General features: G+C 68.1%; 15 protein-coding genes. 4 read left to right on the plus strand and 11 right to left on the minus strand.

Going from position 1 to position 12,752, the window contains the following annotated elements:
• Positions 1-366 precede the first annotated feature (366 nt).
• On the plus strand, positions 367-915 hold the full coding sequence (locus tag AOM45_RS23220; RefSeq protein ID WP_051783176.1) for a class I SAM-dependent methyltransferase: 549 nt from the start codon (positions 367-369) through the stop codon (positions 913-915).
• Here the strand turns inward: AOM45_RS23220 and AOM45_RS23225 are convergent.
• The 5 genes from AOM45_RS23225 to AOM45_RS23245 form a co-directional block, all read right to left on the minus strand.
• A complete protein-coding gene (locus AOM45_RS23225; RefSeq protein WP_030467193.1) occupies positions 896-2,122 on the minus strand; it encodes a hypothetical protein in 1,227 nt (408 codons plus the stop codon). The genes AOM45_RS23220 and AOM45_RS23225 overlap by 20 nt on opposite strands.
• 38 nt (positions 2,123-2,160) lie before the next feature.
• A complete protein-coding gene (locus tag AOM45_RS23230) occupies positions 2,161-2,793 on the minus strand; it encodes an HIT family protein (RefSeq protein WP_030467194.1) in 633 nt (210 codons plus the stop codon).
• 12 nt (positions 2,794-2,805) lie between these two features.
• Positions 2,806-3,429: a hypothetical protein gene (locus tag AOM45_RS23235; protein ID WP_051783178.1), complete on the minus strand. Its 624-nt coding sequence runs from the start codon at positions 3,427-3,429 to the stop codon at positions 2,806-2,808.
• A 1-nt stretch (position 3,430) separates the two neighbouring features.
• Positions 3,431-3,871, minus strand: coding sequence for an NUDIX domain-containing protein (locus AOM45_RS23240; protein ID WP_051783180.1), 441 nt, complete (start codon positions 3,869-3,871; stop codon positions 3,431-3,433).
• A 630-nt stretch (positions 3,872-4,501) separates the two neighbouring features.
• A complete protein-coding gene (locus tag AOM45_RS23245; RefSeq protein ID WP_059362657.1) occupies positions 4,502-4,870 on the minus strand; it encodes a MarR family transcriptional regulator in 369 nt (122 codons plus the stop codon).
• 339 nt (positions 4,871-5,209) lie between these two features.
• On the opposite strand from AOM45_RS23245, the gene AOM45_RS49735 reads away from it, so the two are divergent.
• Both AOM45_RS49735 and AOM45_RS23255 read left to right on the plus strand, forming a co-directional pair.
• Entirely contained in the window at positions 5,210-5,608 is a 399-nt protein-coding gene (locus tag AOM45_RS49735) for a DUF418 domain-containing protein (protein WP_081902057.1), read from the plus strand.
• Between the two features lie 6 nt (positions 5,609-5,614).
• Complete coding sequence (locus tag AOM45_RS23255; protein ID WP_030467198.1) at positions 5,615-6,061, plus strand: hypothetical protein; 447 nt, start codon at positions 5,615-5,617, stop codon at positions 6,059-6,061.
• 16 nt (positions 6,062-6,077) lie between these two features.
• Here the strand turns inward: AOM45_RS23255 and AOM45_RS53845 are convergent, their stop codons facing one another.
• The gene (locus tag AOM45_RS53845) at positions 6,078-6,209 is read right to left on the minus strand and encodes an RICIN domain-containing protein (RefSeq protein WP_081902075.1); all 132 of its coding nucleotides are present in this window, start codon (positions 6,207-6,209) and stop codon (positions 6,078-6,080) included.
• Between the two features lie 106 nt (positions 6,210-6,315).
• On the opposite strand from AOM45_RS53845, the gene AOM45_RS23260 reads away from it, so the two are divergent.
• A complete protein-coding gene (locus AOM45_RS23260; RefSeq protein ID WP_030467199.1) occupies positions 6,316-7,068 on the plus strand; it encodes a maleylpyruvate isomerase family mycothiol-dependent enzyme in 753 nt (250 codons plus the stop codon).
• Positions 7,069-7,073: 5 nt separating this feature from the next.
• Here the strand turns inward: AOM45_RS23260 and AOM45_RS23265 are convergent, their stop codons facing one another.
• The 5 genes from AOM45_RS23265 to AOM45_RS23285 form a co-directional block, all read right to left on the minus strand.
• Complete coding sequence (locus AOM45_RS23265; protein ID WP_051783186.1) at positions 7,074-10,160, minus strand: PA14 domain-containing protein; 3,087 nt, start codon at positions 10,158-10,160, stop codon at positions 7,074-7,076.
• Positions 10,161-10,341: 181 nt separating this feature from the next.
• On the minus strand, positions 10,342-10,608 hold the full coding sequence (locus tag AOM45_RS23270; RefSeq protein ID WP_030467201.1) for a DUF6510 family protein: 267 nt from the start codon (positions 10,606-10,608) through the stop codon (positions 10,342-10,344).
• A 13-nt stretch (positions 10,609-10,621) separates the two neighbouring features.
• Positions 10,622-11,362, minus strand: a complete 741-nt coding sequence (locus AOM45_RS23275) for a ferredoxin reductase (RefSeq protein ID WP_030467202.1) — start codon at positions 11,360-11,362, stop codon at positions 10,622-10,624.
• Positions 11,332-11,931 carry a sulfite oxidase-like oxidoreductase gene (locus AOM45_RS23280; RefSeq protein ID WP_030467203.1) on the minus strand — a complete coding sequence of 200 codons (600 nt, stop codon included), beginning with the start codon at positions 11,929-11,931 and terminating at the stop codon, positions 11,332-11,334. The genes AOM45_RS23275 and AOM45_RS23280 overlap by 31 nt, the downstream gene beginning before the upstream one ends.
• 43 nt (positions 11,932-11,974) lie before the next feature.
• Complete coding sequence (locus AOM45_RS23285) at positions 11,975-12,727, minus strand: SDR family NAD(P)-dependent oxidoreductase (RefSeq protein WP_030467204.1); 753 nt, start codon at positions 12,725-12,727, stop codon at positions 11,975-11,977.
• Positions 12,728-12,752 lie beyond the last annotated feature (25 nt).

Below are 12,752 nucleotides of genomic sequence, written 5' to 3' on the forward strand. Positions count from 1 at the left end.
GAGAACATCACGTGCCGTACCTCCCAGGCGACCGACCCGATCGCCGCCCGCTTTCCCCTCACCAGACCGCGGACGCGCAGGTCTCGGCGGAACGGCCGGTGCGGCGGGGAGGGTGGTCATCGCCCCCTGGGCATGCGTTCGCGGGCACGCCCTGACGCTCCTCGATGGAGGTGTGCTCACCAGCGGTGACCACAGGCGAAATCCGTCTGCTCGGATACGCTGCGACGTCCGCACCTCAATCATGTCCGCATGCCACGGAGACGGTCAATGGCGAACCAAGCCCCGTACTGGGACGACCTGCATCGCGCACACAGACTGACTCCGTCGGCGACGGGACCCTCGAACCTGGCTCTCGCGACCGGGAGAATGCTCCATCACCCCGGGCTCGTCCTCGAGCTCGGGTGTGGCAGCGGGCGCGACGCGCGCTACTTCAGCGAAAAGGGTCACTCGGTGGTGGCAACCGACATCTCCCCGGTTGCCCTGCGCGAAGCCAGGTCCGGTGGCAACGGTGGCGTCACCTACGTCGCCGCTGACACGGCAAGTCCTCTGCCGATGCGTTGTGAGCGCTTCGACGTCGTCTACAGCCGATTGTCGTTGCACTACTTCACCGACAGCGTGACCAGGCAGGTGCTGGCCGAGATCAGCCGGGTGCTCAGACCCGGTGGCGTATTCGTGGCTCTCTTCAGGTCTACCAGGGATCCTCTGTACGCCAGAGGAACCCGCCTGGAGCAGGACATGTACGCCCTGGACGGCCATGTGCGGCACTTCGTCGACCCGCCTTACCTCCACGAGGTGACGGCGCTGCTGTTCGACGTGGAAGACCTGGGTCAGAGCGATGGTGACGCGTTCGGGTACTCCAGCTCGTTCACCCGGCTCACAGCACGCAAACGGCGGTCTAGCGGCGGAACCGGTTGAGAGCGATCTGGCCGAGCACCAGCACGAACGTCGCGAGGAAGTTCGGGGTGAGCTCCGCCGCCGAACTCCGATCGTCCGCCCACCACTGCACCGTGGTGATCACCACCACTGCGCTGATCAACAGCCACAACACGATCGCGGCCGTTCTCGAGTACGCGAACCGGGTGGCGTTGTTGATCAGCTGGCTGGCCATCCGCATGCGCGGCACGCTCGACAGGCGACCACGGATCTCGTGAAAGAGGTTGCACACCGTGCCGTACGTCCGGGTCGACAGAGCGCTGCCGGACGCCGGATACCGGAACCCGTCCGGTGAGTTGACCGCTGCGATGACTCGGAGCAGGTGGTCCTGGACGTACGAGTGGAAGAAGCGGCTCGTCGGGTGAAGCCGCACGGTGAGCTCGACCAGGTACAACTGCCACGGAATCCGCACGTAGTACTGACGTTTTCCAACGGTGTACTCGTAGTTGGCCTCCGCGAACACACCGAGATCGGCACGGAGCTCACGAGTGAGGCGCTTGAACTCGTTCTCGATTGCCGGGCGATGAACGTCGGCATCGCAGTATGTGAGCGCCAGCAAGGCGAAGCACCGGACGTACTTGTCCGTGTCACGCGTCTCTCCGCCAAGTGCGGCTTCGAACAGCGCGTCCGTGTCGGCTGCCCGCACGGGAACAGCCGCGGCACGGATCGCACGCACGACATGAGCTGTCGCAAGGGGATCGAACGCACCTGACTCCTCGAGCCGCGTCGCCCAGCCACCCTGGGGCAGCCGAGCCTGCTCGATCCGCCGCGTCAGCGATCGCAGCAACTCGTCCCGCCGGGACACGGCCGCGGGGACGAAGGACAACGCGAACACCAGATCCGCTGTTTTGAACGTGTCCAGCTTCTCGACCTCGATGCGACGGCTGATCTCGATCGATTCCTCGGCGGAGGCGGCGAGTCGCGGCTCGAGGCAGGCCCGGTCGTGCAGGTAGTCCACGAGGACCTGGATCGTCTCGATCGACTTCTCGTCCTGCCCGGCCTGGGCGAACACCAGGATCGCCGCGGCGGTGCCGAAGAGACCGCGCTGTTCGAAGTCGTGGCGGTCGAGGTACTGGCCCGCCGCCATCAGCGGCCCTGGCAACCGCTTCGCCTGGGCCCCCACTGCGAGGAGGACCTCGAACCGCCGCTTCACCGCCGCCAAGGAGATCCTGACGAGGTCCTCGTCCACGCATCGGTACTGTCGAACTGCGGGCAGAAGTCGCGTACTCATGTCATTGTGCCCTGGCTCCGGCGCAACAGGCGGACCACGGTCTCCCTCATGCGCGTCTCTCCTGGCACCGCCGCGTAGTCCCAGGAATGCGGCTCGCCCGTCCACTGGGCCAACTGCCGCCGGAAATACTGCGGCACACCGATGTCGGAGCTGAGCGAACACTTCCTGTCCGTACCACCTACGAGGAGGTACGGGCGTGCCGACCAGTCCGCGTGCGCGGCGTCCAGCAAAGCGACGAGATCATCAGATTCCACAATGGACGGTGAGGGCAGGGTCAGTGGCGGACTGCCGGGCACAACGTGGAGATGGGCGTGGTCGACGCACGCGGAAGTCGGCGAGCGGAAGTCGGCCGAGGTCCCTCCGTGCTCCCAGTAGGTCAAGGGCCCCAGAGCTTCCTGAAGGAAATCCAGCGCCGTCGAGAGGAACTCCGCAAAACCGGATCGCAGGGGAACAGCGCACAGGCTCGGAGAATGCGTGGTCGGGGCGATGAGGACGTACCCCGCCACCAACGCCCCCGCCCCCGGCACCACCGCACCGAACCTGGGATCCAGGAACAACGGTCGGTCCGTCCACGGAATGTCCCGGTCACCCAGGATGGCGCCGCACAGGAAGCATCCCTCATGGTGCATGTCGGCTCCTCGTCAGGATGGTCGATCTGCCAGCAGGCCCTCTACGTCTCTCATCAGGACTCTCTGAAAATCGCGGATACCGCGGTCCGAGTCGTCCACTGTGGGTGTGCGGATGAAGCCGGAGTTGTCGCACCGCAGGTCGAAGACCTCGGGCGAGTACGAGAAGGAGATCCCATAAAGGCGAGCGAACTGCTCTCTGGAGAACAAGTCCTTGGCTGCGACGAGGTCGCTGCTGGCGGCGAGCGAACGCTCTTCTCCGTTTCGGAGAAAGGACACCGCGCACTTCATGGCCCTGCTGCGATGGTCTGACTCGAACCACACGTTGACCGCGGTGCCGGCCGGCTGGAGCCAGGGCTGGAGCCACGCGTCCACCACGACCTTCTCCTGGCCTGCGATGAACTCCGTCATCCGCTCGTCGGCGACACGGTCGATCCGGACGTCGGCAGCACGCCGGGCATCGAAGCCGGGCTCCCATTCCCGGGCCTGAGCGGTCACACCGAGAAGTTCGCGCATCACGGTGGACATGCCCACGTAACGCCATCCCAGCTCGCGTGCCAGCAGCCGTGCGTGCGTGGTCTTGCCCGCCGCCGTGCAACCCGAGATGACGATGCGCGCAGGTCTACCGGGCAGGTCCATGTCAGCGAGACGCGCCCAACAGCGACGCCGCCACGATCTCCCGCAGAACGTGCTCCTGGCTCGGGATGACGTCCCGCCCGAGCACCGCGTCGAGCGGCACCCACTCGCTCTCCGCCAGGTAGTCGTCCTCGTCCCGGTTGTCCTCTGTGATCGTCCCGTCCAGCACATCGCAGGCCCTTGCGACAGCGACCACGGTTACGGCGCCGCTCCCGCCGTTCATGGTCCACGACCAAATCGAAAGAGGCCGCCCAGGGGCGACCTTCAGTCCGACCTCTTCCCAGATCTCACGACACAGGTGCTCGTCGATCGACTCGTGCGACTTCATGCGACCCCCCGGGAGCTCCCACCGGTTCGGATTGTGCGGGTCTTCCGCGCTCTTGCGAACCATGAGAAGGGCGCCGTCCTGGATCACGACAGCCTTCTGGGCGAACTGGAAGTTCATGCTTGTCCCGCGTTTGAGTCGTGGCGGAATCCGCTGACCGGAACGTCAGCAAAACCGCCGGATACGGTGAAGGGCTGGCGATACACCGGACATGCGCTCCATGCAGAATCGTCATGGCATTCCAAGCGCCGAAGCGAAGGGCCTCGGGCCTGGCTTCTGCCTGACGAACTGTTGTCGCGGAAGTTCGAGCACCGCTCGTTTGGACGAGAAGTAAACCACAGCGAAGGGATCGGGTGAAGGCAGCGGGCAGGCGCCTCCCCGTCCGAGTGCCCCGACAACCCAGTCACTCTCGGAAGTCGCCAGCTCAGCCGCATTCCACCGCCAGGTCCCAATGTTGCAACAGATTCACCCGGTACGGTGACGGAGTGCGGGCCGGCCTCGACACATCGGCGGTGAGCGCTATAGATATTCCACCGATGCACAGAATCGACAGCCAGTCACCTTCTCCGTGAGGTTCTCGAAAAATCACCCGGTGGGTGTCCAGTTCCGGAACTGAGGATGGCCTGTGTCGACCGTGGGCTCGGGGTGCCCGGTCTGCGGGATACCGCACCTCGTGGGAGCGGTCGCCTCCTCCCACCGAACATCTCCAGCTTCCTGGTGAATGGCAACGCAACCCAGGAACCCGGTAGCTCACGGCAATCGCCGGCTCGTTCCTGGCTGGGTCAGCGAACAGCCGGCACCACCGCACCTCTGACCACTTTCAGCGCCCTGGGCGATCGTGCCACCAGCGCTCGGCGGCCTGGACGAGTTCCTCGCCGATGCGGTCCAGGAACTCTGCCGCCCCGGCGACACGAGCGCCGGCCGGACGAGTCCTTGCCCCTCCAGGAAAGCCACCGCCTTGGAGATCGATGCCGGGCTGACCCGCAGCTGCCGCACCAGCTCGGCCGCAATGAGGCTGCCGGAGTCGATCACGTACAGGCAGGCGAACACACTCGCCGCCATCTGAGGGAGGCCTGCCTGCGCCAGCATGGAGGTCGGCTCCTCGAACGCGTCGGCCACCGCGTCAGGATCGCGTCCGTACGGATCCGCGAGCACCGGCGCCGGACGCGTCGAGCCGTTCTTCGGCCGGCGCGTCGGACGGAGGCCCGCTGCGCCTCCCCCTTCGCGCAGTTCATGCAGTCCAGCTACGGCGCGCACGTGCTCGCCAACGTGACCAAGGCGCGCTACCGGGTGTCGTGATGGTGCTGCTGGGCATCTGGGCGGCCCGCCGCAGATTTCTGGACCACCCCGCCGATCACCGCTCGACACTGCACCGTGCTGCTCTCGGCCTGCTCACCCTGACGTTGATCGGCCACCCCCGGCTGCCCTGCTGGCCGCCGGGGGTGGCGCACCAACACCATCGGTCTACAGTGGACGGTCACCGTCGCGCACGACCTGACCGGGTTCGCCGGCGGCATCGGCCTGGCCACCGCGGTCGGCCTGGCGTCAGCTCGGATCGGGGACAGGCCCGGACGGATCACCACCGCACTGGCCGCGCCGGGCCAGCGATCACTGACGTTCCACCTGTTCCAGTCCGCGGTGTGGCTGGCGCTGTTCTACCCGTTCACCTTCGACCTGCGCGACGAAGTGAGCTTGGCCGGCAGCTGTGGCATCGCCGCTGTCGTCTTCGCCGTCTCGGTACTGCTCGCCGAATGGATGCGCCGCACCGGACAGCGCGGGCCGATGGAGGTGCTGGTGCGCCGGATGTCCTACCCGCGCGCTACACCGATTCCCCGGCGCACTTCACCTACGATCTGACACATCATGTGCGAGCGCGCCGACAACCCCGCAGACGAAGACGAGGCCTCGATCAACGACCCCCTGCTCACCACTCCGACAGCCAGGCTGATGGCATTGGCGATGGGCACCGGCATCCGAGTGTTCGAGGTGCCCGCGGCCCGCAGTGCGGGACTCGCGGGCCTGGTCGGCCTCGGTTCCGACCACGACGGCGAGCCGCAGTGCAAGATCGGACTCACCGACGACCTGGACGACGACCTGAGCGCCGACGTGCTGGCGTTTGGCCTGGCGGTGCTCGTCGGCACGCCGGAGATCCTCGACGAGAGCCCGGACGGCATCCTCGGGATCAGCAGGCAACGACTTCTCCAAGCCGACAACGGCCCTGGCAACCTGGCCTGGCACATGCTGCAGACCTGCGGACGCGAGTCGCCGTCGGCAACATTCCGACTGGTGATCATCCAACCCGACCAGTAGGGGTGGGCTCAGCAGATCAGTTCGTCAGCGGAACCAGCGACCACTGCTGCTCTGGCAGGTTCTGGTCCGGCCACTGGATCACCTGTGCACCGTCGGCGGTCGACCCGTCCGCGACGGTGACGAGCTCGCCGCTGTGCCGTGCGCGGATCTCGTGACTGTGTAGTCACACGATCACCGACCTGGTGACCACCGGCTGCGCGCGCCCTCGCTGAAATTCGCTGTCCGCGTCACGGCCGCGGTGGTAGACAACCGCAGTGCATGATCTTCTGGCCTTCCCCGATCTGCTGCGCCTGATCGAGGACCGGTCCACCGCCTTCCGCGCCGCGATCGCGTCCGCGCCGAGCCTCGACGTGCAGGTGCCGACCTGTCCGGAGTGGACACTCTTCGAACTGGCCGAACACATCGGCGAGGGCCGTGTGGCCTGGGCCGCGACCGTCGCCGCGGGACCAGACGCCACGGCCAAGGCCACGACGGACGCCACCGCGCCCGCCGATCGCGAGGCCCTGCTGGAGTGGCTGGCCGACTCGACGCGGCAGCTGGTGGACGCCCTGCGCGAAGCGGGCCCCGACCGCGGCTGCTGGACGTGGTGGGGCGACTCGCAGTCGCCGCGGACCTGCCGCGCCGTGGCCCGCCACCAGCTCCAGCAGATGGCAGTGCACACCTACGACGCCCAACTCGCGGTGGGCGCCGCGCAGCCGTTGCCGGACGACATCGCGCTCGACGGCGTCGACGAGTTCCTGACCACCTGCGTCTCCACGACGAGTCCCTGGCCGCACGAGCCCACCACCGTCGACTACCACGCCACCGAGGGCCGCTCGTGGCGCGTCCAGCTCTCCGCCGAGGGCGCGCGGATCACCGCGGCGACCGGTGACGCCGACTCCTCCGCCACCGGTGCCGCCCGCGACCTGGTCCTGTGGTTCTACGGCCGCATTCCGCTCGACTCCGTGAAGCTCGACGGCGGCCGGGAGGTCTTCGACCGCCTCGTGGCCTGGGACCCCGGTGCCTAGCACCATCAGGAGCTGACGCGGACCTCCTTGATCGCTCCGTGCCAGAAGTCCGCGTTCTGACCGCCGAACTTCGCCCGTCCCACCGACAGCGCACCGGTGCTCACGAGCGCCGGTCCCGCCGGAGCGGTCGCGACCAGCGTTCCGTCCACGTACAGCCGGATCTCGTCACCCCTGCGTTCACCCTTGAGCTCGTACCAGCGGCCGATCTCCGGCGTGATCTCGTACCGGGCCCGGTTGCCGCCCGGCGTGCTGAACGCGAACGCGCCCTGCCCGTACTGCAGGTAGAAGGGGTTCTCCCGTTCCCTGCCGTCCTGGCTCACCGCCGTGGCGAAGTTGCCGGGCACCTCGTCGAGCCGGACCTTCGCGGACACCGTGTAGTCGCGGGTCGTGTCGATCACCGGGCCGTAGGTGTCCGCGGAGCCGTTGGTGAACTCCAGCGCACCGTCCTTCCAGGCGGCACCGGTCGGGCTCAGCGTCAGCGGGTTGCCGCCGCCGCTCGAGTCCTCCGCGGTCGTTCCCGCGTCCTCGTCGAGCTTCCACTCGCCGCGTCCCGCGTAGGGGTACGGCTTGCCCGCGTTCTCGCCGGCCTCGATCACCCGCCTGTTGATCTCGCGGACGGGACCGGGATCGACCTTGATCCTCTTGCGGTCGTAGGTCCACATCCCGTTCAGCTCGTTCTCGAGGTCGGTGACCTGCGTGTAGACCGACGCCGACAGCTCAGCGCGCGCCTGCCCCAGGTAGAACGAGCGGGTGTTGTCGACGTACTTCGCGGTCAGCGCCGCCTTGTCCGGCACGCCGCTGTAGATCACCGTGGGCGCGCCCGGCCACTGGTGTCCCGGCGTGCGCAGGGTGAAGCCGCCGTGTTCGCCGTCCATCACGACCCGCCTGCCGTCCGGGCGTGCCGGGTCGGTGTTGTTGTAGTCGTGGTGGTCGATCACGTCACCCTTGCCGGAGTCACCCTTGGAGGCACAGCAGTTCACGCCGCTGTGCGCGTTGACGATCCGGCTCGGGTCGGCGGCCTCGACGCTGTCGGTGATCTCGCCGGTGACGGTGCGATCCCACTCGCCCCAGCCCTCGTTGAACACGATCCACGCGTAGATCGACGGGTAGTTGTGCAGCTGCTTCATCAGTTCGCGGTTCTCGTCGAGGAAGGCCTGCCGCGCCTCGACGGCACTTCCGTCCTCAACGGACACGAAGTCCTGCCACACCAACAACCCCAGCCGGTCGGCGTGGTAGTACCAGCGGGCGGGCTCGGCCTTGATGTGCTTGCGCACCGAGTTGAAGCCGAGGTCCTTCTGCGCCTTCAGGTCGAACACCAGCGCCTCGTCGCTCGGCGCCGTGTTGAGGCCGTCCGGGTAGAAACCCTGGTCCAGCATCATCAACGAGAAGATCGGCTTCCCGTTGAGCGTCAGCTTGGGCTGCCCGCCGACGTTCGTGATCCCGGTGGACCGCATGCCGAAGTAGCTCTTGACCCGGTCGCCGCCCAGCTTGATCTCCAGCTGGTAGAGATACGGGTCGTCCGGCGTCCACAGGTGCGGGTCGGCGACCGTCAGGGACAGCTTGGTGTTGGCACGCCCGGTGACAGTGCCGACCTGCTTCCCCTTGGCGTCCTTGGCAACGGCCGTGACGGTGGCGTTCCCTGCCGACCTGACCTCCAGTGCGAGCGAGCTCGTGGCGAGGTCGGGCGTCATCTTGATCTCGTCGATCGCCTTGTCCGGCACCGGTTCCATCCACACGGTCTGCCAGATGCCCGACGACGGCGTGTAGAAGATCCCGCCGGGGTCGCGGGACTGCTTGCCCTTCGGCTGGTGCGGGCCGGTCGTGTCGGTGACCGCGACGACGATCTCCTGCTCGCCGTTCTTGATCGCGCTGGTGATGTCCGCGCTGAACGCCGTGTAACCGCCGGAGTGCTCAGCCACCAGCTTGCCGTTGACCCACACCCTGGCCTCGTGGTCGACCGCTCCGAAGTGGAGCTTCACCCGTTGCCCCGACCAGTCCCGCGGCACGGTGACCGTGCGGCGGTAGAACATGTGGTCCTCGTGCCGCTCCAGTCCGGAGAGCTGCGACTCGATCGGGAACGGCACGATCACGCGCTCGGGCAACCGTTGCCCGAAGACCGGCTGCTGCCCGGCCTTCGCGCCCGCGAACTCCCACGGGCCGTTCAGGTTGAGCCACTTCTCGCGTTCCAGCTGCGGCCTCGGGTACTCCGGCAACGGGTTGCGGGTGTCCACTTTCTCGCCCCAGGGCGTCCTGAGCCTCTCCATCGAAGAATTCTTAACGGTGCGCGCTGTCTTCTGCACCTTGGCGCCGTCCACGGCAAGCGCCCCCGCACCGTCGTAGAAGAGCCGAACCCGTTGCCCCTTCAGCACTTCCTCCGCCAGCCGGACGGTGACACGCGTGCGGTTGGGCATGATCGCCGCGATGGGCATCGGCGTCGAGTCCGCCTCGACCCGCAGGTGGTCCTGGAGGTCCGCGGTACCCGTGACGCGCCCGCCGAAGTCCGCCGTGAGCACCCGCCCGTCCGCCGACACGCTCGCGTCGCGCGGCACGACCTGGAAGTCCGCGGGAGGTGTGAACGCGGACTCCGGCACGATCTGCTTGGCGATCGAGGCGCTCGACCAGCGCAGGAACATGTTGGCGCCACCGGTGTCCTGGAACATCTCCAGCCGGAAGTCGTACTTGCGGCCCGCGGTGAGCGCCACCGGCGCGCTGGTCTGCTCGCGATCCCAGTCGCCGACCCAGTGGTCGATCACCGGCTTGCCGTCCACGAACAGCCGGAAACCGTTGTCACCGATGGCGTGGAACGTGTAGTCGCCGGTCCGCGGCACGGTGATGCTGCCGGTCCAGCGCGCGGTCGTGTGTTCGGTGCGGCCGGCCAGGAACCCGAAGACCGACGTCAGGTCCGGGTGGTTCACCTCGGCGTCCAGCACGGTTCCCGCGAGGGTGGCGAAGTCGCGCGCACCCGGCGCCGACATGCTGAAGTACTCGCCCTTCAGGCCGTGCACGGGCTCGGCGGCATCGGCCGGTGACGTGCCGGGCGCGACGCCCAGCGCCATCAGCAGAGCGACGAGTGCGGGGGCGGCTTTTCTCATCGGCGAGATCCCCTTCGTTTTACAACGTTGTAAGAGCGCTCCCATCTATCCAGGCACAGGCCTCCGGGACCGGCTACGGCCGATCGGGGGTAACGGGCACGACAAACCGGACAGGTTTCTCACGGGCGGTGACTGGATCACCCGAGCACCACCGCCCCGGACGGTGGTGGCACGCAGCGCTCTACGACGGCAACGGAATCTCCAGGCTCACCGTGCCCCGCAGGTCCAGCCACGCGCGGTCCCGGCCGCGCACCAGCCGCAGCACGACCTCCTCGCAGTGCGGACAGCGCGCCACCAGCCCCGGCGCGTTGCGGTAGACGCGCAACGTCGCCACGGATCCCTGATACCCGCAGCCCGCGCAGCGTCCCGTCGCCGCGGTGAGGTCCACCGCGAAGATCTCCCGCAGGTCGCCCGCGAGCGCGTTGCCGTCGACGTGGTCGTCGCTCATCGGTGGTCTCCTGTCAGCCGAAGCGTTCGGTGCGGATGCGCCGCGGGTCGTGGCCGAGCGCCACGAGCACGTCGGACACCGTCTCGACGAAACCGGTGGGCCCGCACACGAAGCAGTTGGGGGTGAACTCGGCGGGCCAGGCGTACGTGTTGATTGTGGCCACACCCAGCCGGCCCGGCGGCTCCGGAGAACCTTCCGGAGTCCGCCGGGTGTACACGAGTTTCACGTCGAGGCCCGCGTCCTCGCGCGCTCGGTGCCGCAGCTCGTCGGCGAAGTACACGTCGTCGGGCGTGCGCACCGAGTACACCAGGCGGAACGGCACGCGGCTGCCCTCGGCTGCCCGTGTGCGGATCATCGCCATCAGCGGCGCGATGCCGGAGCCGCCGGCGACCAGCGTCACCGGTGCCTGGTCGGCGGGACGCCACACGAACCAGCCGCCCACCGGGCCGCGCAGCTCGATCTGGTCGCCCGCGGCCAGCACGTCACACAGGTACGGCGACACCTCGCCGTCGGCCACCCGCTGCACGGCCAGTTCGATCCGGTCGCCGTCGGGCGCGGACGAGATCGAGTAGCTGCGCTGCACCGAATAGCCGTCCTCGGCGGTGAGCCGGAGGTCGACGTGCTGGCCCGGCAGATGTCCCGGCCAGCCCGGCACGTCGAACACGAGCCTGCGCGCGCTCGCGGTGAGATCGGCGGTCTCGGCCAGTTCGGCCACCCGCCAGGTCAGTCGCCCTGATACCGCTGTTCGCGCCATGGATCTCCGTAGTCGTGGTAGCCCGCGCTCTCCCAGAAGCCGGGTTCGTCCTCGAGAAGCAGCTGGATCCCGCGGACCCACTTGGCCGACTTCCAGAAGTACAGGTGCGGCACCAGCAACCTGGCCGGTCCGCCGTGCTCGGGCGTGAGGTCGTCGTCGTCGTAGCGGTAGGCCACCCACGCCTGCCCGTCGAGCAGGTCCTCCAACGGCAGGTTCGTCGTGTAACCGCCGTAGGACTGCACGAGCGCGTAGTCCGCCGCCGTCTCCACGTCCTCCAGCAGCACGTCCAGCGAGACGCCCTTCCAGCGGGTGCCGAGCTTCGACCACTTGGTGACGCAGTGGATGTCCGTCGTGATCTTCTCCGCCGGCAGCTCCATCAGCTGCTGCCACGACCAGTTGTACCGCTGCCCCACCTCGGTGCTGACGGTGAATTCCCACCGGTCGGTCGTCACGCGCGGGGTCGGTCCGGCGGTGAGCACCGGGAAGTCCTCCGCGAGGTACTGCCCCGGCGGCAGCTGCGCGTCGGGTGACCGGCGCCGCCCGGTGAAGCCGGGAGAGACGATTGCCATGCGTGACAGTAGACGACAGCCTGGACGCGAACGCCACAGCGGATCATTGCGCGGTGGCGCCGCCGTCGATCGGGAGCGCCGCGCCGGTGATGAACGCGGCCTCGTCGCTGAGCAGGAACGCGACGAACGCGGCGATCTCGGCAGGACTCGCGGTGCGCTTCGTCGGGTTCGGCGCCTCACCGAGGTCGTCCTGAGGTCCGGCACCGAGCAGGCCCCGGTACAACGGCGTGTCCACGTTGCCGGTGATCAGCGCGTTCACCCGCACACCGCGCTCAGCGCACTCCAGTGCGACGGACCGGGTCAGGCCGACGACGCCGTGTTTGGCCGCCACGTACGGCGACAGTCCGGGAATGCCGATGCCGGCGGCCATCGAGGCGTTGTTGACGATGGAACCGCCGGTCCGCATCGCGGGGACCTGGTGCTTGAGCCCGTAGAACACCGCGTCGAGGTTCACGGCCAGGTCGGCCGCCCAGTCCTGCGCGCTGATCTCCTGCACGGGACCGGACGCCGTGACCGTCCCCGCGTTGTTCACCGCACCGTCCAACCGGCCGAACTCGGCCACGGCGGCGGCGACCAGTGCCTGCGCGTCGGCCTCGACCCGGACGTCGGTGGGCACGAACAACGCCCGGCCGCCGTTGGCGCGCAGCTCGTCGGCGAGGGCGTGCCCGACTTCGGCCCGGCGGGCGCCGATCACCGCGGCGGCGCCTTCCGCGACGACTCTGCGCGCGATCGCCTCCCCGATGCCGGAGGTTCCGCCGGTCACGAGGACGACCTTGCCCGCCAAGCGTTCGGTCACGCAGACCTTCCTAGCAGCCCTCTAC

The sequence above is a fragment of the Lentzea aerocolonigenes genome (assembly GCF_000974445.1).
Lineage (GTDB): Bacteria > Actinomycetota > Actinomycetes > Mycobacteriales > Pseudonocardiaceae > Lentzea > Lentzea aerocolonigenes.

Coding starts and splice junctions, on each gene's coding strand:
- AOM45_RS23255 (WP_030467198.1), top strand. CDS start 5,615: ATGTGCGAGCGCGCCGACAACCCCGCAGACGAAGACGAGGCCTCGATC.
- AOM45_RS23275 (WP_030467202.1), bottom strand. CDS start 11,362: ATGGCGCGAACAGCGGTATCAGGGCGACTGACCTGGCGGGTGGCCGAA.
- AOM45_RS23230 (WP_030467194.1), bottom strand. CDS start 2,793: ATGCACCATGAGGGATGCTTCCTGTGCGGCGCCATCCTGGGTGACCGG.
- AOM45_RS23270 (WP_030467201.1), bottom strand. CDS start 10,608: ATGAGCGACGACCACGTCGACGGCAACGCGCTCGCGGGCGACCTGCGG.
- AOM45_RS23235 (WP_051783178.1), bottom strand. CDS start 3,429: ATGGACCTGCCCGGTAGACCTGCGCGCATCGTCATCTCGGGTTGCACG.
- AOM45_RS23220 (WP_051783176.1), top strand. CDS start 367: ATGCTCCATCACCCCGGGCTCGTCCTCGAGCTCGGGTGTGGCAGCGGG.
- AOM45_RS23280 (WP_030467203.1), bottom strand. CDS start 11,931: ATGGCAATCGTCTCTCCCGGCTTCACCGGGCGGCGCCGGTCACCCGAC.
- AOM45_RS23265 (WP_051783186.1), bottom strand. CDS start 10,160: ATGAGAAAAGCCGCCCCCGCACTCGTCGCTCTGCTGATGGCGCTGGGC.
- AOM45_RS23240 (WP_051783180.1), bottom strand. CDS start 3,871: ATGAACTTCCAGTTCGCCCAGAAGGCTGTCGTGATCCAGGACGGCGCC.